This window comes from Bradyrhizobium sp. USDA 4510 (assembly GCF_054059095.1).
Genome location: NZ_JBSSBT010000001.1, coordinates 7,924,048 through 7,944,733 on the forward strand (window position 1 = coordinate 7,924,048; position 20,686 = coordinate 7,944,733).

At 66.3% G+C, this 20,686-nt stretch carries 19 protein-coding genes; 8 read left to right on the top strand and 11 right to left on the bottom strand.

Features of this window, described 5'->3' with window-relative positions; genetic code table 11:
* The first annotated feature begins 56 nt into the window (after positions 1 to 56).
* The 5 genes from ACVMDN_RS36820 (at position 57) to ACVMDN_RS36840 (ending at position 6,475) form a co-directional block, all read left to right on the top strand.
* Positions 57 to 2,081 (top strand): ABC transporter ATP-binding protein/permease, encoded by a 2,025-nt coding sequence (locus ACVMDN_RS36820; protein ID WP_194295430.1) that lies wholly within the window; start codon positions 57 to 59, stop codon positions 2,079 to 2,081.
* Positions 2,082 to 2,138: 57 nt separating this feature from the next.
* Complete coding sequence (locus tag ACVMDN_RS36825; RefSeq protein ID WP_141341395.1) at positions 2,139 to 2,996, top strand: FkbM family methyltransferase; 858 nt, start codon at positions 2,139 to 2,141, stop codon at positions 2,994 to 2,996.
* Between the two features lie 186 nt (positions 2,997 to 3,182).
* A complete protein-coding gene (locus ACVMDN_RS36830; protein WP_057021286.1) occupies positions 3,183 to 3,569 on the top strand; it encodes a VOC family protein in 387 nt (128 codons plus the stop codon).
* A gap of 106 nt (positions 3,570 to 3,675) precedes the next feature.
* A complete protein-coding gene (locus ACVMDN_RS36835; protein ID WP_076834722.1) occupies positions 3,676 to 3,951 on the top strand; it encodes a hypothetical protein in 276 nt (91 codons plus the stop codon).
* A gap of 187 nt (positions 3,952 to 4,138) precedes the next feature.
* Positions 4,139 to 6,475: an OmpA family protein gene (locus tag ACVMDN_RS36840; RefSeq protein WP_253625286.1), complete on the top strand. Its 2,337-nt coding sequence runs from the start codon at positions 4,139 to 4,141 to the stop codon at positions 6,473 to 6,475.
* A 251-nt stretch (positions 6,476 to 6,726) separates the two neighbouring features.
* On the opposite strand, the gene ACVMDN_RS36845 is transcribed toward ACVMDN_RS36840, so the two are convergent.
* Both ACVMDN_RS36845 and ACVMDN_RS36850 read right to left on the bottom strand, forming a co-directional pair.
* Positions 6,727 to 8,484, bottom strand: coding sequence for an alkaline phosphatase (locus ACVMDN_RS36845; protein ID WP_076834724.1), 1,758 nt, complete (start codon positions 8,482 to 8,484; stop codon positions 6,727 to 6,729).
* Between the two features lie 112 nt (positions 8,485 to 8,596).
* A complete protein-coding gene (locus ACVMDN_RS36850) occupies positions 8,597 to 8,962 on the bottom strand; it encodes a polyketide cyclase (RefSeq protein WP_076834697.1) in 366 nt (121 codons plus the stop codon).
* A 96-nt stretch (positions 8,963 to 9,058) separates the two neighbouring features.
* On the opposite strand from ACVMDN_RS36850, the gene ACVMDN_RS36855 reads away from it, so the two are divergent.
* Positions 9,059 to 9,646 (top strand): TetR/AcrR family transcriptional regulator, encoded by a 588-nt coding sequence (locus tag ACVMDN_RS36855; protein WP_456835847.1) that lies wholly within the window; start codon positions 9,059 to 9,061, stop codon positions 9,644 to 9,646.
* Here ACVMDN_RS36855 and ACVMDN_RS36860 read toward each other — a convergent pair.
* From ACVMDN_RS36860 to ACVMDN_RS36890, 7 genes are all read right to left on the bottom strand, one after another.
* Entirely contained in the window at positions 9,633 to 10,673 is a 1,041-nt protein-coding gene (locus ACVMDN_RS36860; protein ID WP_456815475.1) for an IS30 family transposase, read from the bottom strand. The genes ACVMDN_RS36855 and ACVMDN_RS36860 overlap by 14 nt on opposite strands.
* Positions 10,674 to 10,851: 178 nt before the next feature.
* Complete coding sequence (gene argG, locus ACVMDN_RS36865; RefSeq protein WP_076834961.1) at positions 10,852 to 12,189, bottom strand: argininosuccinate synthase; 1,338 nt, start codon at positions 12,187 to 12,189, stop codon at positions 10,852 to 10,854.
* A gap of 90 nt (positions 12,190 to 12,279) precedes the next feature.
* A complete protein-coding gene (locus ACVMDN_RS36870; RefSeq protein WP_076834962.1) occupies positions 12,280 to 13,062 on the bottom strand; it encodes a phosphatase PAP2 family protein in 783 nt (260 codons plus the stop codon).
* 157 nt (positions 13,063 to 13,219) lie between these two features.
* Positions 13,220 to 13,720: a hypothetical protein gene (locus ACVMDN_RS36875; protein ID WP_076834963.1), complete on the bottom strand. Its 501-nt coding sequence runs from the start codon at positions 13,718 to 13,720 to the stop codon at positions 13,220 to 13,222.
* Positions 13,721 to 13,839: 119 nt separating this feature from the next.
* Entirely contained in the window at positions 13,840 to 15,054 is a 1,215-nt protein-coding gene (rlmN, locus tag ACVMDN_RS36880) for a 23S rRNA (adenine(2503)-C(2))-methyltransferase RlmN (protein WP_057021293.1), read from the bottom strand.
* Between the two features lie 125 nt (positions 15,055 to 15,179).
* Entirely contained in the window at positions 15,180 to 15,773 is a 594-nt protein-coding gene (locus ACVMDN_RS36885; protein ID WP_057021355.1) for an invasion associated locus B family protein, read from the bottom strand.
* Positions 15,774 to 15,927: 154 nt separating this feature from the next.
* Positions 15,928 to 16,764, bottom strand: a complete 837-nt coding sequence (locus ACVMDN_RS36890) for an SDR family oxidoreductase (RefSeq protein ID WP_057021294.1) — start codon at positions 16,762 to 16,764, stop codon at positions 15,928 to 15,930.
* Positions 16,765 to 16,869: 105 nt separating this feature from the next.
* Between ACVMDN_RS36890 and ACVMDN_RS36895 the strand changes: the two genes are divergently transcribed.
* Positions 16,870 to 17,850 carry an NADPH:quinone oxidoreductase family protein gene (locus tag ACVMDN_RS36895; RefSeq protein WP_057021295.1) on the top strand — a complete coding sequence of 327 codons (981 nt, stop codon included), beginning with the start codon at positions 16,870 to 16,872 and terminating at the stop codon, positions 17,848 to 17,850.
* 355 nt (positions 17,851 to 18,205) lie between these two features.
* Here ACVMDN_RS36895 and ACVMDN_RS36900 read toward each other — a convergent pair whose 3' ends face one another.
* Both ACVMDN_RS36900 and ACVMDN_RS36905 read right to left on the bottom strand, forming a co-directional pair.
* Positions 18,206 to 18,583, bottom strand: coding sequence for a YkvA family protein (locus tag ACVMDN_RS36900; protein ID WP_057021296.1), 378 nt, complete (start codon positions 18,581 to 18,583; stop codon positions 18,206 to 18,208).
* A 91-nt stretch (positions 18,584 to 18,674) separates the two neighbouring features.
* Entirely contained in the window at positions 18,675 to 18,980 is a 306-nt protein-coding gene (locus tag ACVMDN_RS36905) for a 4a-hydroxytetrahydrobiopterin dehydratase (RefSeq protein WP_076834964.1), read from the bottom strand.
* A 212-nt stretch (positions 18,981 to 19,192) separates the two neighbouring features.
* Between ACVMDN_RS36905 and ACVMDN_RS36910 the strand changes: the two genes are divergently transcribed.
* A complete protein-coding gene (locus ACVMDN_RS36910; protein ID WP_229160558.1) occupies positions 19,193 to 20,596 on the top strand; it encodes a TAXI family TRAP transporter solute-binding subunit in 1,404 nt (467 codons plus the stop codon).
* The last annotated feature ends 90 nt before the right edge of the window (positions 20,597 to 20,686 follow it).

Below are 20,686 nucleotides of genomic sequence, written 5' to 3' on the forward strand. Positions count from 1 at the left end.
CGACTGACCGCCGGTCCCAGTGCGGAACCGGGTAATTTGCCTGGCGTTATCGTGCCATGGGCAAAGCTGAGGCAAAATCCAAATCGTCGGACGGGCCGTCGTCGGCCAGGACTTCATCGTCTCGGAAAGCGAGCGCAAAGGCGGCCGGTCAAGAGCGCAAGGATCCCGCGGCAAGCGAAGGGGATGAGAAGTCGGAATTCGTCGAGGTGATTGCCGAAGGCGGCGAGGATGTCGAACCGCCGCCGCCGGAAATCGTCGAACCCGATCCCGAATTGTCGGCCGAAGAAGCCGAACAGGCGCGCAAGGACTATTTGCTGACTCGGTTCTGGATCAGCGCGCGCGGCTATTGGGGCCGGAGCGGCGACCGGCTGGCGTGGCTGTTCACGATCGGCCTGCTGCTGCTGATCGTCGCCAATGTCGCCGTTCAGTACGGCATCAATGTCTGGAATCGCGCGATCTTCGATGCGATCGAAAAGCGCGACGCGGCCAGTGTCTTCCACCTGACGGCCATCTTCTTTCCGCTGGCGATCGGCAGCGTGCTGCTGGGGGTCGCCCAGGTGTTCGGCCGCATGGGTATCCAGCGGCGCTGGCGCGCCTGGCTGACCAACGCCGTCGTGTCGCGCTGGCTGACGAACGGCCGCTACTACCAGCTCAACCTCGTCGACGGCGATCACAAGAATCCGGAGTACCGGATCGCGGAGGATCTGCGGATCGCGACCGATTCTCCGGTCGACTTCATCGCCGGCGTGACGTCGGCGCTGCTCTCGGCCGTTACCTTCATCGTCGTGCTCTGGACCATCGGCGGCGCGCTGACGGTGACGCTCGGCGGCTCGTCGATCAGCATCCCGGGCTTCCTGGTTATTGCCGCGATCATCTATGCTGCGATCGCGTCGGGCTCGATCACGGCGATCGGCCGCAGCTTCGTGCAGATCTCCGAGGACAAGAACCAGGCGGAAGCGGAATTCCGCTACATACTGACCCGCGTGCGGGAGAATGGCGAAAGCATCGCGCTGCTCGGCGGCGAAACCGAGGAGCGCGACGGCATCGACAAGACGTTCTCGAATGTGTTGCGGCAATGGGCGCGGCTCGCTGGGCAGCACATGCGCACGACGCTGGTGTCGCAGGGATCTAACCTCATTGCGCCGGTGGTACCCTTGCTGCTGTGCGCGCCAAAATTCCTCGACGGCAGCATGTCGCTCGGCCAGGTGATGCAGGCGGCCTCGGCCTTCACCATCGTGCAGACCGCGTTCGGCTGGCTGGTCGACAACTATCCGCGGCTCGCCGACTGGAACGCCTGCGCCCGGCGCATCGCCTCGCTGATGACGTCGCTTGACGGGCTCGAACGCGCCGAGACCGGCGACGGCTTCGGCCGCATCGAGCGCGGCGAGACCGCGGGCGAGGCCATGCTGAGCCTCAACGATCTCTCCGTCACACTGGACGACGGCACCGCCGTGGTCGGCGAGACCGAAGTGGTGATCGAACCGGGGGAGCGGCTATTGGTCGCCGGCGAATCCGGCACCGGCAAGAGCACGCTGGTGCGCGCCATCGCCGGGCTGTGGCCGTGGGGCGGCGGCAGTATCGGCCTGCACGCGGACCGCCGATTGTTCATGCTGCCGCAAAAGCCCTACGTGCCCTCGGGCACGCTGCGGCGCGCGGTGGCCTATCCCGGCGCGGCGGAAGACTGGACCATCGATGAGATCAGCCGTGCCCTGCACAAGGTCGGCCTCGACCATCTCAAGGACAAGATCGAGGAGGACGCGCCGTGGGACCAGACCCTGTCCGGCGGTGAGAAGCAGCGGCTCGCCTTTGCCCGACTGCTGCTGCATGCCCCCGACATCGTCGTGCTCGACGAGGCGACGTCCGCGCTCGACGAGAAGAGCCAGGACAAGATGATGGAGACAGTGACGACGGAACTGCCGAAGGCGACTATCGTCAGCGTCGCCCACCGCGTCGAGCTCGAAGCGTTCCATAGCCGCAAGATCGTGCTGGAGCGCCGCAAGGGCGGCGCCAAACTGGTCAGCGACGTCGATCTGATCCCGCGCAAGGGCAAGCGAAGGCTGCTCGGCCGCTTCCTGCGGTAACGGCAGGCAGCGGGCAGGGCGGCGTAACGGGCGTTGGCGCTGCCGGCAAAACCGGCTATGCATGCCGCGCTTTCGACGAGGCCATGCGTGATCCCGAGCAACGACATATCGCCGGCGCCGTTCGGCGCCTTCGCGCCCAATGCGGCGCAGGCCGCCATCATCCGCCTGGCTCATGGCTCAGGATTGAAGCGCGGCGCGTTCCGGCCCTGGCTGTCAAAACTGGTCAATCTGTTCGGCGCGGGGCCGCTGGACGTGACCTATCAGGGCGCATCGTTCCGCTTTTATCATCAGCAAAGCGCGACCGAGCGCGGCGCGCTGTTCAATCCCGATTACAACCTTGAAGAACTCGCCTTCCTGCGGGCGCATGTCGGCGCGGATGGCACCTTCGTCGATCTCGGCGCCAATGTCGGCACCTATGCGCTGGCGCTGGCGCGCGACGTCGGGCCCGGTGGCAAGGTGATCGCGATCGAGCCGCATCCGGTGACGCATGCGCGGCTCAAGTTCAACACCCAGGCCTCCGGCTTTCCGCAGGTGCGCCTGGTTGCGGCGGCCGCCGGCCCGACCGATGGCGAACTGATGATCGAGACCGACGGCGACAATCTCGGCGCCAGCCACATCGTCACCGGCACGCCGACGGGCAAGGCGTTCAAGGTGCCGTCGCTGCGGCTGCAACGCATCCTCGACGAGGCCGGCGCGAGCAAGGTCGATGCGCTCAAGATCGACGTCGAGGGTTTCGAGGACCGCGTGCTGATCGGCTTCTTCCGCGACGCGCCGCAGTCGCTGTGGCCCGGCGCGGTGGTGATCGAGCATCTGTCGAAGGACGAGTGGACCGACGACTGCATTGCGGACATGCATGCGCGCGGTTACGTCGAGCACGGCCGGACGCGCAGCAACACGCTGCTGGTGCGGAGTTGAGACCTGGCCGCGGCTGAGGTTGCCCGGATGAAGCGCAGCGAAATCCGGGACCAGACCATCCGCGGCTAGAGCAGCCCCGGATTGCGCTTCGCTTCATCCGGGCTACGCTTCTGAGATCTGCTCCCTCTCCCGCTTGCGGAGGAGGTGCAACGAGTCTGTAGCGTCACACAACAAGGGAGGCTCGCGATGATCGACCATATCGGCTTTTCCGTCTCCGACTATCAACGCGCGAAGGCTTTCTACCAGACGGCGCTGGCGCCGCTCGGCTACGGCCTGATCATGGAAGTGCCCGCGGAGGTGACCGGGCACGCGCCCGCCGCGGGCTTCGGCGCCGACGGCAAGCCGGACTTCTGGATCGGCGGCGAAGGCGCAATGAACAAGCCGGTGCATATCGCCATCACGGCCAGGGACCGCGCTACCGTCGACGCCTTCTACAAGGCCGCGATGGCGGCCGGCGGCCGTGACAACGGCGCGCCCGGCATCCGTGCGCATTACCACCCGAACTATTACGGCGCATTCGTGCTCGATCCCGACGGCCACAATATCGAGGCGGTCTGCCACACGCCCGGGTGAAACATCGGAACGCCGCGGCGCGCGATCCGTTGTCGCTTCGAACTTCGATGGAGCGATCAATGCGCGCGACGCGATCTGGCGGCGGCAGCCGCGGGGCCTCGATATGATGCCGATCGAGCCTCCCGAGATTCCGCCGACGACGCCGGGCACACCGAGCGAACCGCCGCCGGGAATTCCGCCCGGCAGTCCGCGCCCCGAGATTCCGGAGCCGGTGCGCGAACCCGGCGAGCCGCCGCGACCGGACGAGTTGCCCGGCAAGACACCTGACGAATCACCGGTGCGCGGACCGCCTGGACCGTCCGGCCCGCCGCCTGCGACAGATCGACTCGCCGCCGGTGAGTCGCCCTTGCGCCCAAGTTCCACGTCGATTGCAAATGTGTAGGCGCGTTTCTTCTGAACGCGCGGTGAACAACCACACACGCAACCCGTTATAATGTCGAAATAAACTTCGCCGATGATTCGTGGCTCGCCACAATCCGGCCTAACGGCTGGCGGTTCATCGTCCTGCCGAATTGTTCGGTTCTCACTTTGCTTTCCTGCCCAGACTTTCCGCCGGGGACTCCTAGACAATGACAAAGCTTCGTCTCGTGCTGCTTGCCACGACTGCGCTGACGGTGATGCAATTCGCCACCTCAGCGTCGCACGCCCAAACTTCGCCGCTGGTCGTCGCACAGGCGCAGAAGGAAGAAACCGGACCTGACGGAAAGCCGAAGGCGCGGCCGGCGCCGGGCGCGCCGGGTGCGCCGGGTGCTCCCGCACGTCCCGCACCGCCGGCCGCAGCACCGCATCCGCAGGCGCCACCTCCCGCCGCGGCACCCGCGCATCCCGCTCCGCCGGCCGCAGCACCCGCGAAGCCGACCCCGCCTCCAGCCCCTGCCCGGCCCGAGCCGCCCGCAGCTGCACCGGCAAAGCCGACGCCGCCTCCGGCAGCCGCACCGCATCCGGCACCGCCGCCGGCTCCCGCACGGCCCGAGCCGCCTGCCGCGCGCCCGACGACGCCTCCGCCGTCGGCTGCTCCCGCACATCCCACACCGCCGCCGCCCGCGGCCGCACCCGCGAAGCCATCGCCGTCACCGGCACGGCCGGAGCCGCCCGCAGCAGCGCCTGCGAAGCCGACCCCGCCACCGCCGGCGGCCGCCCCCGCACATCCGACGCCACCGCCGCCGGCCGCAGCACCGCAGCGACCCGGCACGCCGCCGCCCGGCGCAGGACCCGCGCACACACCGCCGACGCCGGCGCCCGGCGCCACGCCGAATGCCGCGCCCGCAGCACGTCCCGGCACCCCGCCCACGGCGGCAACGCCGACACCGACGCCCGCAACGCCGGGAGCTCCGACAACGGCGCCGGCCGAACGCCGTCCCGGCGATCGTCCGGGTGGCGAACGCGGTGAACGTCCTGGCGGCGCCAAGCAACCGCCGGGCACGCCGCCCGCGGCGACGTCAACGCCCGCGCCTTCGGCAACGACAACGCCTCCGGCAGCAGGGGCACGACCGGGCACGCCGCCCGCCGCGACAGCTCCCGGTGCGACACCGACGCCGACACCTCCGGCAGCCGGCGCACAGCCCGCGCGTCCAGGCACCCCGCCTGCCGCAACAACGCCTCCGGCACCCGGCGCGACGCCGACGCCACCGGCGCCAGGTCAGCAGGGACGTCCGGCGACACCGCCCGGAACGCCGGCGACCCCGGGCGCGGCAATGGGCGCGCCCGGCGCGACCCCGGCTCCGGGTCAGCCGGCAGCACGTCCGGGCGTCGCGCCCGGCGTATCGCCAGCCCAGGGCGCCGCGATGGGCGCGCCCGCGCCATCGGTCGTCCCCGGCTCGGCCGCCGCAACGCCGCCGCCCGGCCGCGCGCAATATGCGCCGCCGACGGTTGCGCCCGCCTTCCGCGCCGCGCCTGCCGTCGCAGCGCCGCTGCCGCCGCCACCGCGCCATGACAACATCAAGCCGCTCGCGATCGGTGCCGCCGTCGGTGCCGGCGTGGTCGCCGGCGCCATCATCGGCGGCAGCATCGCCGACCTGCACAGCCAGCGCCAGGAGGTGGTCGAAGGCGGCCGCACCATCTACACCGAGCCGGACCGCGTCATCATCCGCGATCCCGGCGGCCAGGCCTATGTGCGCGGCGACGACGTCTATCGCTTCCGCTATGGCGCGCGCGACATCCGCACCGAGACGATCGGCGGCGAGACGCGGACGGTCGTGGTTCGTCCCGACGGCAGCGAGATCATCACCGTGGTCGGCTCCGACGGCCAGATGTTGCGCCGAATCCGCAGGGATACTGGCGGCCGCGAGGTCGTCATCATCGACAACAGCTATCGCGATCCGCGCGCAGTCGGTGGTTTCTATGTCGACGCCCCGCCGCCCGTGGTCAACATTCCCTACGATCGCTACATCGTCGACGCGCAGGACGCGTCGCCCGACGTGATCTACGAGACCATGGAGGCACCGCCGGTGCAGCGGATCGAACGGCGCTACTCGCTGGACGAGATCCGCTACAGCCCCAATGTCCGCATGCAGATGCCGAGCATCGACGTCAACACGATCAACTTCGACTCCGGATCGTGGACCATCCCACCGGACCAGGCGGCGAGGCTGCAGGTGATCGCCGACGGCCTCAACCGAGCCATCCAGCGCAACCCGCGCGAGGTGTTCCTGATCGAGGGCCACACGGATGCGACCGGCAACGACACCGACAATCTGTCACTGTCGGACCGCCGTGCGCAATCCGCCGCCGAGCTCTTGACGCAGCAGTTCGGTGTGCCGGCTGAGAACCTGACCTCGCAGGGCTATGGCTCTCAATATCCGAAGGAGCAGACCGACGGACCGAGCCGCATCAACCGGCGCGTCACCGTCCGCCGCATCACCCCGCTGCTCAACGGCGGCACCGCCTCGGCCGCGCCGCCGCGCTGAGCCGGCGCGACATGACGGAATGGCCGGGAGCGATCCCGGCCATTTTTGTTTGCTCTCCTTCCCCCTGAAAGGGGAAGGTCGGGATGGGGGTCAGCCGCAGGTGACGGTGGCTGCGGAGAGAGCAGATCCCCACCCGCTTTGCTCTGGCGAGCAAAGCGACCTCCCCTTTTCAAGGGGAGGTTGGAGAAGCGTCGCCCCCGCAAGCGGGAGAGGTACAGCGGGCATGCTGATCGACCCAATCTCATCATTCGTTACTTCCCCTCGCCCAGTCCCAGCGCCTCGACCATCACGCGGAACACTTCGGTGTTGTCCATCGAGCCGTGGACGCGCTCGCTGCCCGGGCCCGTCGCGGTGAGAATGACGTCCTCGCCGGAATGCACGCTGGCGCCGATCATCGCCGGCAGATTGCCGAAGCGCAGCACGACGCCGGGGACATCCTTGTACTTGTCATTGGCCTTGAACGTGTCGGGCTGGTCGGCCTTCACGGTCGGCTCGTTCGGATCGTCGAGTTTCGGGCGGAACGTCTCGTAGTGATCTGGCAGGCTGGCGGAGAAGATTGCAAGCCGCCGGCTGACATCGACGCGTGACGGATAACCTTCGGCGTCCGGCGCCGGATAATTCGGGAACCCGGCTTTCTCGTAGACACCGACGCGCTCGCGCAGCGGCACGTTGGGTGTCGCCGCCATGTCGTCATTGATGGTGCCGACCAGGCTGTTCGGATGGTTGTGGTCGGCCACGACCAGGATCAGCGTGTCGTCGTTGCGCGCTTTCGCCCAGTCCTTTGCCAGCCGCACCGCATTGTCGAGCATGATGGTGTCGTAGACCGCGCGCTCCATGTCGAGCAGATGGGCGTATTTGTCGATCAGGCCGGACTCGACCATCAGGAAGAAACCGGCCTCGTGTTTCGACAGCACCGTGAGCGCGGCCTGGACCTGCTCGGTCAGGTCCGGCTGCTCGGGGAATTTCCTGACGCCGCCGCCCCTCAGGAACTTGCGGTCGAGCGCGCCGTCCATGTTGCCGGCGGCGAACAGGCCGAGCAGTTGGCGGGTGTCCGGTTTGGCCGCGAGCGTGGCGAGTTCGCCTGCGGTCGTCGCGACCGGATAGCCGGCGTCGCGGAAGCGCGCGAGATAGTCGACATCGTCCTTGCGTTTCGATCCGGACGCGGATTGCGGCAGGAAGTTCGCGGAGCCGCCGCCCATCAGCACGTCGGGCTTCGCGTCGAAATATTGCGCGACGATCGCGTCATAGGCGGCGCGGCGGCGGGTATGCGCAACCATCGCCGCCGGGGTCGCGTCCTCGACCTCGGTGTTGGTGACGATGCCGACGGCGAGGCCCGCCCGCCGCTTGGCAAGACTCGCGATGGTCTCGACCCTGGGATCGTCGAGCGGATCGGGCGTGCGATCGGCGTAGACGCCGAGCGCATTGACCGCGGCCTTGTGGCCGGTGGCGTAGGCGCTCGCGGCATTCGCCGAATCGGTGATGATCGAGTCCGAGCCGGCGGTCGCGACCAGCGCCATATGCGGCATGTCGTCGATCGCGAGCTTGCCGCGGCTCTTGCCCTTCGCGATTCCCTTGGAGAGGATTCGCGCGGCGACGCGATGCGACGGCGACATCCCGTCGCCGATGAACAGGATCACGTTCCTGGCCTTGCGTGCCCCGGTGTCGTAGACGGTCCAGCTCACGGTCCGGCTCTGCGTGCCGTCACTGACTTCGACGGCGACCTGCCCAGGCTTGACGAGCGAGACATCGCGCAGCAACAGCGCCGACTGCTCCCGGCCGGCCTCGTGCGCGGTGAATGTGCCGCCCTGGCCGAACACCGCGGCATAGTCCGCGCCGTTCAGCGTGACCTTGAGCTTTGCTTGATCGACCAATTCCGGAAGCTCGACCTTGAAGTCGAATTTGGCGCCGACGAGGATATCGGCGCGATCGATCGGATAGATCGTCTGGGCGAACGCCGGCGCTGCCGACAACACCAGCGTGACGGCCACGCCGGCAACTCCCTTGATCATGATCGATGCTCCGCCCTTGCGCATCATGCGCATCGGGGCGGAGGCTAGTGGCGGCGGATGACGGCGCAATGAGGCGGCGCCGGGGCGTATTGCCGCAAGGGCCGGCGCGATTTCAGCGCGCCATCTGCTGCGGATCGTAGAAGAAGCGCTCTTCGACGAGTTCATCGCCGCGCCAGGTCTGCCAGGCGACCTCCTCCATGCTGCGGACCCTGCCGTCCTTGCCGGTGAATTCGAAGCGCCAGCAGATCGCCGAATGATCGCCGTCAAGCAGGAGCGGCCCGAGCCGCGTGGTCTTGACGCCGGCGACCGCGGCCAGCACCGCCGCCTCGCGCGCCGCCAGCGCCTCGCGGCCGACCCGCCACTCGCCGTCGTTCTCCTGGGTGCGGGCATCGACTGAATAGAAGTTCCTGATCGCGCCGACATGGTCGTTGGACTCGACCGTGTCAGCGAAGGCTTGCAACGTCCTAAGCGAGGGCATCGAGCATTCTCCATTTACCGACTTATAGTCGGTATTTATCGACTGGTAGTCGGTAAGTCAATTGGCTTGCGTCTGGAACTGGGCTAGAGATGCGCCATGGCAACCCAGGCCGAACGGCGCGAGAAAACCAGAGCCGCCATCGTCAAGGCGGCGCGGCGCATTTTTGGCGAGCGCGGCTTCGCCGCTGCGACGATGGACGACATCGCCGCCGGCGCGCGTGTCGCCAAGGGCGCGGTCTATCATCACTTCGCGACCAAGGAGGCGGTGTTCGAGGCGGTGTTCGAGCAGGTGTCGATCGACCTTGTTGCCGATCTCGACCGCATCTCGCGCGCCGAGAACGATCCGCTGGCGGCGATGGTGGCGGGCACGCAGGGCTATTTCGCGGCGTGCTCGAAAGGCCCGACCGGCCAGATCATCTTGCGCGACGGCCCCGCCGTGCTCGGCTGGGAACGCTGGCGCGAGATCGACGCCAAGCATTTCGGCGGCAAGTTTCCGCGCGCGCTGGCCGCCGCGATGGATGCCGGCGTGATCGCCAAGCAGCCGATCGAGCCGCTGGCGCGGCTGCTGCTCGGCGCGGTGACGGAAGCCGCGGTTGCGGTCTCCGCGGGGCCGGATATCGGCAAGACCGGCACCGATTACGCGCGCGCGTTCCGCTCGCTGCTGGATGCGCTCAGGGTGAAGTAGGCAGGCCTCTCTCCCCACGTCGTCCCGGCGAAGGCCGGGAGGTGGATTCACATTCGAAGTGCAACACTTGAGCAAAGGACTCGGCAGGCGTGCGGTAGTCAAGGCATTTGCGCGGGGTGTTGTTGTAGGCGGCGATGAACTGGCGGAACTTGGCGGTCGAGAGGGTTAGAAGATCCGTCTTGCGGGGAATAAAGCGGCGCATCCTGCCGATGGCGTTCTCGATGCCACCCTTCTGCCAGGGGGCATGGGGATCGCAGAAGAAGGTCGCGATCGAGAGGCGGTGCAGCGCCAGGTGACCGGCGAACTCGGTGCCGTTGTCGAAGGTAACGCTCTGGCGCAGCTCTTGTGGAAGGGGCGCGAAGAAGCCCACGAGATGGCGGGCGACACCGCGCGCGACCTTGCTGGCAAGGCGGATGCCGAGCAGCAGCCGCGAGGTGCGTTCGTGCACGGTCAGCACGGCCTGACCGTATTTCGAGAACATCATCAGGTCGGCCTCCCAGTGTCCGGGCACGCTGCGGTCGGCCGCTTCGAGCGGCCGATTTGCCAAGGATACACGGCCTTCGATGAAGCTTGCGGGGCTGCCGCCCCGCTTGCCGCGGCAGCCGCGCTTGCTCTTGGCGCGCGGCAGATAGCGCCGCCAGTTGAAGTCCGTGGTGCGCCTGAGTTGGCGATAGATGAAGCGGTAGATGGTCTCGTGGGAGATCACCTTGCGCCCGTACTCGCGGGCCAGCCGGCCAGCGACCTGCTCGGGCGACCAGCCGCGGCGAAGGCGTTGCAACACCGCGCGGCGCAGGCCGGGCTCCCGTTCGAGGCGTCCGCCCGTCCAGCGCCGCGCTCGCATCTGGTGCTGGGCATAGCTCGGCTTGTAGCCGACCTGGCTCCCCCGATTGCGCCTCAGTTCCCGAGAGATCGTTGATGGCGAGCGATCCAGAGCTGCCGCGATTTGCCGGACCGAGCTGCCATTGGCCGATAGGCAGGCAATCTCGCATCGGTCGTCCAGAGAGAGCTGCTTGTAAGTCCGCCCCATGGCAACACCTCCTCAAGGAAGTGTTGCACTTCGTTTGTGAACTCAGGGGACCCATAACCACAGGGAGGAGTCGTGGAAGCGCGCTGGAGCACCAGCGTGCTTCATAACCATGGCCGGTGGTTATGGGTCCCGGGTCGCGCTTCGCTTGCCCGGGACGACAAGGCGAGAGGGTGCCGCCTCAGTCCTTGTCGTTCTCGAGCTGGAAGATCTGCGAGCCTTCGTCGCTCGAGATGAGGCCGGTCTTGTTGTACAGGCCGAGCTTGGCGCGGGTGTCAGCAATGTCGAGGTTGCGCATCGTCAGCTGGCCGATGCGGTCGGCCGGCGTGAAGGCGGCGTCCTCGACCTTCTCCATGCTGAGCCGCTCCGGCGCATAGGTGAGGTTCGGGCTCTCGGTGTTTGATATCGAGTAGTCGTTGCCGCGGCGCAGCTCGAGCGTCACCTCGCCGGTGACGGCGCGTGCCACCCAGCGCTGCGCGGTCTCGCGCAGCATCAAGGCCTGCGAATCGAACCAGCGGCCCTGATAGAGCAAGCGGCCGAGCCGCATGCCGCTGATGCGGTACTGCTCGATCGTATCCTCGTTGTGGATGCCGGTGACGAGGCGCTCATAGGCGATGTGCAAGAGTGCCATGCCGGGCGCCTCATAGATGCCGCGGCTCTTCGCTTCGATGATGCGGTTCTCGATCTGGTCACTCATGCCGAGGCCGTGGCGGCCGCCGATCGCATTGGCCTCGAGGAACAGCGCGACCGGATCTGCAAACGTCTTGCCGTTCAGCGCGACCGGCTGCCCCTCCTCGAAGCGCACCACGACCTTCTCGGCCTTGACGTCGCAATCGGCGCGCCAGAACGGCACGCCCATGATCGGGTTGACGATGGTGATGCCGCTCGCAAGGCTCTCGAGATCCTTGGCCTCATGCGTCGCGCCGAGCAGATTGCTGTCGGTCGAATAGGCCTTCTCCGCGCTCATCTTGTAGGCGAAGCCTTGCGCGGTCATGAACGCCGACATCTCGGCGCGGCCGCCGAGCTCGTCGATGAACTGCTGGTCGAGCCAGGGCTTGTAGATGCGCAGGCTCGGGTTGGTCAGCAGGCCGTAGCGATAGAAGCGCTCGATGTCGTTGCCCTTGAAGGTCGAGCCGTCGCCCCAGATGTTGACGCCGTCCTCCTGCATCGCCGCGACCAGCATCGTGCCGGTCACCGCGCGGCCGAGCGGCGTGGTGTTGAAATAGGTGATGCCGCCGGTCGAGATGTGGAACGCGCCGGACTGGATCGCGGCGATGCCCTCATGGACCAGCTGGGTGCGGCAATCGACGAGGCGGGCCTTCTCGGCGCCGAAATCCACCGCCTTGCGCGGGATCGCGTCGTAGTCGGCCTCGTCGGGCTGGCCGAGATTGGCGGTATAGGCGAAGACCTTGGCGCCTTTCAGCTTCATCCAGAGCAGCGCCGCCGACGTGTCGAGCCCGCCCGAGAACGCGATGCCGACTTTTTCGCCAGTGGGCAGGCTTTTCAGAATCGTACTCATGGGACGGTCCAATCGGTCGAAATCAATGATGTTTCCGGGGTGGCGATATCAAATTTCCGAACGCTGAGCACGCCTTTAATCAGGCCCAAATCAGGCCTCGGTCTGGCTGGACGCCGCCTTGCCGCCCCGGCGCCAGCGCTGCATCCACCGGTAGCCGGGCATCGCAAGGCGCGTCAGCGCGGCATCGACCTGGGCGTCAGTCAGCCGGGTCGCTGCCCAGCGGTAGATCAGCGCGTAGAACAGCCAGACCGTGAAGAACGACACCAGGCCCGCGATCGCCACATCGGTGAAGAAATGGCCGCCAAAGGCCATGCGAAGCCCGCTGGTGACGATGCCGAACACGGTGGCCCCGGCAAAGGCCAGCGGCCGCCACGCGGGCGGCGTCAGCGCCGCCGGTGCATAGGTCCAGAACGCGGTGGCGCCCTCGCCGGAGAAGAACGAGCAGTTGCGCGGGCAGCCGCCGCGCGGGTCCCACCACGGCATGAATTGCAGGTCGCCGCCGAACTGCGTCACGAACACCGGCCGCGGCCGGCCCCAATAATTCTTGAAGGTGAAATTGGTGAGCACGCCGGCCGAGAGCAGCATCGTGGTGAGCAGGAACACCGCGGCGCGGCCGGACATCAGCATCGGCCGGTCCGGGCGGATGAATTTCCAGACGATGGTCACGATCGCCGGCAGCACCAGCGCCCAGGCGATCCACATCGCCGCATCGCGCGCGAACGACGCCACCGCGTCGAGCTTCAGCGGGAAGGTTTTCTGCGCCACATCGTAGAACAGCGCCGCCAGCTTCAGGTCGAGCTCGGGATAGATCCCGAACAGGATGCCGATGATGAGCGCCAGCCCCAGCGCAATGAAAAGTCCGGTCCGGTTCATGGCGCGCGGTTTAGCCGAGGCGGATGAGCATGGGAAGTGACGTCATCCCCGCGCAACGGCTTCGCCGTTGTCGCTGGAGGTGCGAGCTCTTGCGAGCCCCGAAGGATGCGGTCTTGCTGCGGCCCATCCTTCGAGACACCGTGCTGCGCACGGTTCCTCAGGATGACGGCGGTGTTTGCGGCCGCCGTTGCGACGGCAATGGCGGGGGCGGCGGCAACGGTCGCGCCGGCTCGCGCCAGGCGCCGGCGGTGCGGCCGGCGATCAGCCAGTAGACCAGGCCCGCGACGATGCCGGCCCCGGTCATGATCTCCATGTGCCGGCGCACGATGCCATGGAATTGCATCATGTCGGGATCGAACGGAACCAGGCCGAGATAGCACGCCGCGCCGACGATCGCTCCGCCGACGGCATAGGCCAGCACGCTCCGGATGAAGAACGCCTCGGTGATCAGCACCACGATCAACGCCGGCAGCAGCGCAAAGCCTGAGATAAAGATGAACCCGAAGCCGAGCACAACGTTGATCGCGCTCTGGTCGATCTGCCCGCCGAAATCGCTGATCTCGGGATACAGCACCGCGACGACCACGATGATCCCTGCCACGAAGCAGGCCATCAGGAAGCCGAAGGCGACGACGAACAGGCGGCCGATCAGGGCCATGCTACGACCTCCCCGTCATTGCGAGCGGAGCGAAGCAATCCATCTCGCAGCTCGCCGAGGCATGGATTGCTTCGTCGCTTCGCTCCTCGCAATGACGGATTGCATGGAGGGCGTCACACTCAATCGGTCATCGCCATCGCGCGCAGCGCCTGGCGCTCGCGGGCCGAGAGCTTTTCGGTCTCCGACTTGAGCTGGCCGCAGGCGGCGAGGATGTCGCGGCCGCGCGGCGTGCGCACCGGCGAGGAATAGCCGGCGTTGAAGATGTATTCGGAGAATTTTTCGATCTGCTCCCAGTCCGAGCATTCGTAGGCAGTGCCCGGCCACGGATTGAACGGGATCAGGTTGATCTTCGCCGGAATGCCCTTGAGCAGCTTCACCAGGAGCTTGGCGTCATCGAGCGAATCGTTGACCCCCTTGAGCATCACATATTCGAAGGTGATGCGCCGGGCGTTGGAGGCGCCGGGATAATCGCGGCAGGCCTGCAGCAATTCCTTGATCGGATATTTGCGGTTCAGCGGCACCAGCTCGTTGCGCAGCTCGTCGCGCACCGCATGCAAGGAGATCGCGAGCATCACGCCGATCTCGTCACCGGTGCGCTGGATGTTCGGCACCACGCCCGAGGTCGACAGCGTGATGCGCCGGCGCGAAATGCCGATGCCTTCATTGTCGGCGACGATCAGCAGCGCATCGCGCACCGCGTCGAAATTGTAGAGCGGCTCGCCCATCCCCATCATCACGATGTTGGTGACGCGGCGCGTGCCGTCCTCGCGGTCGGCCCAGTCATTCAGCCGGTCGCGCGCCACCATAACCTGGCCGACGATCTCGCCGGCGGTGAGGTTGCGCACCAGCCGCTGCGTGCCGGTGTGGCAGAACGCGCAGTTCAGCGTGCAGCCGACCTGCGAGGAAACGCACAGCGTGCCACGATCGGTCTCGGGGATGTAGACGCACTCGACCTCGTGCGGCCGCTCGACCTTGTCGCCGCTCGGCAGCCGCAGCAGCCATTTGCGGGTGCCGTCGTTGGAGATCTGCTCGGCGACCACCTCGGGACGATCGACGGTAAAATGCTTCTCGAGCTCGGCGCGCATGTCCTTCGAGACGTTGGTCATCTCGGCAAAGCTCTTGGCGCCGCGGAAATACATCCAGTTCCAGAGCTGCTGGGTGCGCATCTTGCGCTGGCCGGCCTGCACCCCGATCTCGCCTAGGCGATCGGCGATCTCGGCGCGCGACAGCCCGATCAGCGACGGCTTGGCCGGCGGCACGTAGGTCTCGAGCGGAACCTTCTCGACCAGCGCGCTGGCGCCGGAGACGGCATGGGTGGTCACGGTGTCGGTCATGAAACCTCAAATAGGCCTTCCAGCCGGTGCTGCAAAGCCACCGAATACCTCGATTTCAGGCCTTAAGTCGATTTTTAGAGCATGATCTTTCCGGAAAACCGCTTCACACTTTTCCGGATCATGCTCTAGCGCCGGCAGTCCTGCCCGAGCCGGTCGAGCGCCTGCGCCAGGCCCTTCAGCGAGAAGGTGTCTGTCGTCTCGGTGCCCTTGGCCGAGACGGCTTTTACCGTCAGTTCGGCCGATTTGCGCATGGATTCCACCATCCGCTCCTCCTCGGCCGCATTCTTGATCCAGAGGCCGTCGCCCTGCGTGTACATCGCATAGGTCCCGCCGCCGACCTGAAGCGTCGATTCGGAGCCCGGCTTCACCGTGTAGCCGATCATGATCGAGACTTCGTTGACGACCTTCTCCGCCGGACGGGTGGAGATGAAGGCATAGGCCGGATCGCGCGGCCGGTTCGCCGGATTGGTCTTCGACGACGACGGCTTGGCGAGCGCAAAGCACACCTTCTTGCCGTTGGGCGATGCCGTGTACGCGCCCCAGGTCCCGAATTGGCCGATCAGCGTCGGCTCCGCGCCGCCGGCCGCAGCCGCCGCGGCCGAAGGCGCCGGCTTGGCTGCTTCCTTGGCCGTATCCTTCTTGGGCGCGGCCTGCGCCGGCGCGAGGGTGATGAACCCGCCCAGGATACAAGCAACCAGTGATGTCAGAATCTGCCGCACGGCCAACTGGTTCCCCCATCATTGTGACTGCAAGATGGCCCGGCGATTCCCCTCCGCCGGCTCGGATGGATAACCGGGAAACGCTTTTTTGGGAAGGCAGTTAGGCCGAAAGGCGAACGCCGCTCACCGTCGGGCGCGTAATCGCGACGCGTTATCACTTGGCGCGCGCAGCGCGCTGCTTCTCCCACTGCGCATCGGTCCATTGCAGCAGGTCCTCGGCACCGGAACTCCGTAAGTGCGAGCCGCCATCCTGCACCACCATCTCGCCGTTGATGTAGCCGGCCTGATCCGAGATCAGAAAGGTCGCGAGATTGGCGAGCTCCGAATGCTCGCCGGCGCGGCCGAGCGGATTGCGATGCGCCCAGCTCTCGCCGCGCCCTTCGGGGCGCAACTGTCCGGTCGCGCCTGCGGTCGGGAACGCGCCGGGCGCGATCGCGACGGTGCGGATGCCCTTCGGGCCCCACTCCACCGCCAGGCTCTTGGTCATCGCCAGCACGGCGGTCTTCGCCATCGCGGACGGCACCGTGAACGCGCGGCCGGTGATGGTCGAGGTCGACAGGATCGAGAGCACCACGCCCTTGTGCTTGCCGTCGATCCAGCGGCGGCCGGCGGCGAGCGTGCAGTACATCGTGCCATGCAGTGTCGGCGCGAGGATCGCGTCCGCCGCACGGAACGACAAATGTTCGCTCTGCGCAATAAAGGTTGCGGCAGCATTGTTGACGAGCACGTCGATCGGCGCGTCCTGCCAGACCTGATCCATCATCGCTTCGACCGCTGCGCCGTCGCGGATATCGCAGCGCGCGATGGAAACCTTGGCGTCGAGCTCGCTACGGAATTTTGCTGCGGTTTCCTCCAGCAGCCCCTCGCGCCGCCCGCAGATGATCAATTCGGCGCCGAGTTCGGCGAAGCGGTAGCCCATCGCAGCACCAAGGCCGGAGCCGCCGCCGGTGATCAGGATGCGCTTTTTTGCTAGCAGGCCTTTTTCAAACATAGTTTGATCCCTCCGCTTTGTATTGTCGCTCCGCCGCAAATCCGGCATGAAGCTTGTAGTCCAAGATCTTGCAGCTCTTTCTGCGTCCGAAACTCAGGTGTGTCCATGAAAGCCATCCTCTGCTCGCAATACTGTCAACCCGACGATCTCGTGCTGGCTGATGTGCCCGATCCGGTGGCGGCTCCCGGCGAAGCCGTAATCGCGATCAAGGCGGCGGCGCTGAATTTCTTCGACATCCTGATGATCCAGGGCAAGTACCAGATCAAGCCGCCGTTCCCGTTCTCGCCGGCTGCCGAAGTTGCCGGCGTGATCGAAAGCGTCGGCGCCGGCGTTACTGACCTGAAGGTAGGCGATCGCGTCGTCGCGTCCTGCGGCCACAACGGCGCGCGCGACAAGATCGCGCTGCCGGCGAATTCGATCGTGAAGATTCCCGACAATCTCGACTACGACCGCGCCGCCGGCATCATCATCATCTACGGCACCGCGCTGCATGCGCTGGAAGATCGCGCGAGCCCGAAGCCGGGCGAGACGCTCGCGGTGCTGGGGGCCGCCGGTGGCACCGGCCTTGCTGCGTGCGAGCTCGGCAAACTGATGGGGTTGAAGGTGATTGCCTGCGCCTCGTCGGACGAGAAGCTGGCATTCGCCAAGCAACACGGCGCCGAGCTGACGCTGAACTATGCGAAGGAAGATCTCAAAGAGGGCCTGCGCAAGCTGACCGACGGCAAGGGCGCCGACATCGTGTTCGATCCGGTCGGCGGCGCCTATGCCGAAGCCGCGTTGCGCTCGACCGCGTGGGAAGGCCGCTTCCTGGTCATCGGCTTTGCCGCCGGCGAGATTCCGAAGATCCCGCTCAACCTCGCACTGCTGAAGGGCTGCGATATCCGCGGCGTGTTCTGGGGCGCCTGGGCGCGGCAGAATCCGGACAAGAACCGCAAGAACCTCGAGAAGCTCGTGCAGTGGACCGCGGAAGGTAAGATCTCCTCGCATGTCGACCGCACCTTCCCGCTGTCGCAGACATCAGAAGCCCTGAAGGTGCTCGCCGGCCGCAAGGCGATGGGCAAGGTGATCCTGCATCCGGGAAGCTGAACCGAGATTGCGCAGCCCGGAAGGAGCCGAACGGACTACCATGGCGCTCCCTACCGTCTCCGTCACCCTGAGGAGCGCGCTCTTGCGCGCGTCTCGACGGGTCGACGGCCCCGCTGGTGGCCGTACATCCTTCGAGACGCGCTTCGCGCTCCTCAGGATGACGGATCGAAAGTTTCGTAGCCCGGATGGAGCGCAGCGAAATCCGGGATGCATCATAACCTTCCCTTGAAAAGAGGAGGTCGCTTTGCTCGCGAGAGCAAAGCGGGTGGGGACCAAATCTGCCGGCTTGCAGCGTCGCCTGTTGCTGACCCCCTTCCCGACCTTCCCCCTTTCAGGGGGAAGGAGAAGGCAGATCTCACTCCTCTTCCGGCACCCCGCGCTTCAGCGCGGCGCGGGCGGCATCGCGATGCTCCGGCGTGATGTGGCTTGCCACCATGCGGAGCGCAGTTGCGAGCACTGCGGCGTCATCGGTGAAGCCGAGGATCGGCAGCATGTCGGGCACGAAATCGAACGGCAGGATGAAATAGGCGATTGCCCCGAGCAGCGCCGCCTGGACATGGCGCGGCGTCTGCCGGTCAAAGGCGCAGTAATAGGCGGCCAGCAGGTCCTCCGCGAAGGGCAGGCTCGCCACCACCTTCTTGAACTTGATCCAGAAACGGCGGCGCACGCTTTCGGGGTCCTGCGCCAGCCGATCGGCAGGCCCAAATCCCACGCCGGGTTCGCTCGATGTCATCGCAAGGTTCCTCGACGCCGCGCCAGTTCGGCGGCGGACGATGCGAATCTGGGGACATCGGCGGACCCGCGCAAGGTTCCACGCGCCAGAGTCAATTGACCCCAAGCTGCCTTGCGATCGCGTTCATGGCCTTGGCGAGGTCGATATCGCGCTTGGTCACCCCGCCGACATCGTGGGTCGACAGCACCACCTCGACGGTCTTGTAGACGTTTTTCCACTCGGGGTGATGGTCGCTCTTCTCGGCGACCAGGGCGGCGCGGGCCATGAACCCGAAGGCCTCGTTGAAGTCCTTGAACACGAAAGTCCTGGCGATCGCCTCGCGACCGGACATCTCCGACCAGCCGGCCAGTTCCCAAAGGGCGGCCTTCTTTGCTTCCGCTGACAGCCGTTCGACCATGGTAACCCTCCCGTTTGACGCCGACTTTAGCCTAACAACCGGCCTCCGGGATGGGATCCACGCCCAAATTAAGGCCGAAATCGCGTCCTATCGCCGCTGGTAACCATGACGGAGTTGTAACATCTGTCCGTTCAGTAATTTGCTACACATAGAGGATGTATGCGCGTTGGTAGTTTTGCGAGATTGAGCCCCGACGATTGTTTGCGAGATCGATGACAGACGGCTCCGCCAGCATGTCGCCCAAGCCGCTGCGTTCGGCAAAGCGGCGGCTGATGTTCGTTTTGATCGCGGGCGCGCTGGCCATCATCGGCACGTTGCTGGCCGGCTATTATTTCGCCGTGCGTCCGGTGACGCTGCGGATCGCGGTCGGTCCTGCCAACAGCGATGACGTCAAGGTCGTGCAGGCGCTGGCGCAGGCCTTCAACAACCAGCAGAACACCCAGGTCAAGCTGAGGCCGGTGCAGACCGAGGGCGCCACTGCCAGCGCCCAGACGCTGGCCGACGGCAAGGCCGATCTCGCCATCATCCGCGGCGATCTCGAGGTGCCGAAGAATGCCCAGGCGGTCGCGACCCTGCGCAAGAATGTCGTGGTGATGTGGGTTCCGCCCGCCAAGGGCAAGGTTCGGAAATCCGCGCGGATCACCAAGATCGCGCAGCTTGCCGGCCGCAAGATCGGCGTCGTCGGCCGCACCCCGGCCAATGTCAATCTGCTGAAGCTGATCCTGACGCAATACGGCGTCGACCCGATGAAGGTCGAGATCGTTCAATTCCCGGCCAATGAGGCGGCGGAAGCGATCAAGAACCTCAAGGCCGACGCCTATCTCGCCGTCGGCCCGGCCAACAGCAAGATCACGATCGATGCGATCACGGCGTCGGTCCGCGACGGCGGCGAGCCCAGCTTCCTTGCGATCGACGCCTCCGAGGCGATCGCGCAGAACCATCCGGCCTATGAGGCCGCGGAAATCCCCGCCGGCTCGCTCGGCTCCGCTGACCGGCCCGATGATGAGGTGAAGACGATCAGCTTCTCGCACCACATCGTTGCGCGGAAGGGCCTGTCGGACTCGACGGTCGCGGCATTCACGCGGCAATTGTTCGCGATCCGGCAGTCGCTCAAGACCGATTTCCCGCTCGCCGCCAAGATCGAGACGCCGGACACCGACAAGGATGCCACCATTCCGGTGCATCCGGGCGCCGCCGCGTTTGTCGACGGCGAGGAAAAAACCTTCCTCGACCGCTACAGCGACTACATCTGGTGGAGTCTGATGGCGTTCTCGGCGATGGGCTCGGCCGGTGCGTGGTTCGCCGGCTATCTCAAGCAGGACGAGCGCAACACCAACACCTCGCAGCGCGAACGCCTGCTGGAGATGCTGAAAGCCGCGCGGCACAGCGATTCGATCGAGGAACTCGACCAGATGCAGGCGGAGGCCGACGACATCCTGCGCCACACGCTGGACTGCTTCGAGCACGGCGCGATCGAGGAAGGCACGCTGACCGCGTTCAACATCGCGCTCGAGCAGCTTCATAACGCCGTCGCCGACCGCAAGGCGCTGTTGTTCAGCATGCCGCAGAATTTGCAACGGGCTGCGACGCAGTTCAGGGCGGCGGGCACGGCGTAGGGGCGCCGCCAATCTTTATCCGCAAATCCCCCTTGCCTCCCCCGCACTCGGGAGAGGGAGCCTGACAGATGCGCTTCCCTTACGTCCCGC

What these genes read in the sequence shown, in the direction of transcription:
- ACVMDN_RS36820 (WP_194295430.1), top strand. Translation starts at nt 57, where the DNA reads ATGGGCAAAGCTGAGGCAAAATCCAAATCGTCGGACGGGCCGTCGTCG.
- ACVMDN_RS36825 (WP_141341395.1), top strand. Translation starts at nt 2,139, where the DNA reads ATGCATGCCGCGCTTTCGACGAGGCCATGCGTGATCCCGAGCAACGAC.
- ACVMDN_RS36830 (WP_057021286.1), top strand. Translation starts at nt 3,183, where the DNA reads ATGATCGACCATATCGGCTTTTCCGTCTCCGACTATCAACGCGCGAAG.
- ACVMDN_RS36835 (WP_076834722.1), top strand. Translation starts at nt 3,676, where the DNA reads ATGCCGATCGAGCCTCCCGAGATTCCGCCGACGACGCCGGGCACACCG.
- ACVMDN_RS36840 (WP_253625286.1), top strand. Translation starts at nt 4,139, where the DNA reads ATGACAAAGCTTCGTCTCGTGCTGCTTGCCACGACTGCGCTGACGGTG.
- ACVMDN_RS36845 (WP_076834724.1), bottom strand. Translation starts at nt 8,484, where the DNA reads ATGATCAAGGGAGTTGCCGGCGTGGCCGTCACGCTGGTGTTGTCGGCA.
- ACVMDN_RS36850 (WP_076834697.1), bottom strand. Translation starts at nt 8,962, where the DNA reads ATGCCCTCGCTTAGGACGTTGCAAGCCTTCGCTGACACGGTCGAGTCC.
- ACVMDN_RS36855 (WP_456835847.1), top strand. Translation starts at nt 9,059, where the DNA reads ATGGCAACCCAGGCCGAACGGCGCGAGAAAACCAGAGCCGCCATCGTC.
- ACVMDN_RS36860 (WP_456815475.1), bottom strand. Translation starts at nt 10,673, where the DNA reads ATGGGGCGGACTTACAAGCAGCTCTCTCTGGACGACCGATGCGAGATT.
- argG (WP_076834961.1), bottom strand. Translation starts at nt 12,189, where the DNA reads ATGAGTACGATTCTGAAAAGCCTGCCCACTGGCGAAAAAGTCGGCATC.
- ACVMDN_RS36870 (WP_076834962.1), bottom strand. Translation starts at nt 13,062, where the DNA reads ATGAACCGGACCGGACTTTTCATTGCGCTGGGGCTGGCGCTCATCATC.
- ACVMDN_RS36875 (WP_076834963.1), bottom strand. Translation starts at nt 13,720, where the DNA reads ATGGCCCTGATCGGCCGCCTGTTCGTCGTCGCCTTCGGCTTCCTGATG.
- rlmN (WP_057021293.1), bottom strand. Translation starts at nt 15,054, where the DNA reads ATGACCGACACCGTGACCACCCATGCCGTCTCCGGCGCCAGCGCGCTG.
- ACVMDN_RS36890 (WP_057021294.1), bottom strand. Translation starts at nt 16,764, where the DNA reads ATGTTTGAAAAAGGCCTGCTAGCAAAAAAGCGCATCCTGATCACCGGC.
- ACVMDN_RS36895 (WP_057021295.1), top strand. Translation starts at nt 16,870, where the DNA reads ATGAAAGCCATCCTCTGCTCGCAATACTGTCAACCCGACGATCTCGTG.
- ACVMDN_RS36900 (WP_057021296.1), bottom strand. Translation starts at nt 18,583, where the DNA reads ATGACATCGAGCGAACCCGGCGTGGGATTTGGGCCTGCCGATCGGCTG.
- ACVMDN_RS36905 (WP_076834964.1), bottom strand. Translation starts at nt 18,980, where the DNA reads ATGGTCGAACGGCTGTCAGCGGAAGCAAAGAAGGCCGCCCTTTGGGAA.
- ACVMDN_RS36910 (WP_229160558.1), top strand. Translation starts at nt 19,193, where the DNA reads ATGACAGACGGCTCCGCCAGCATGTCGCCCAAGCCGCTGCGTTCGGCA.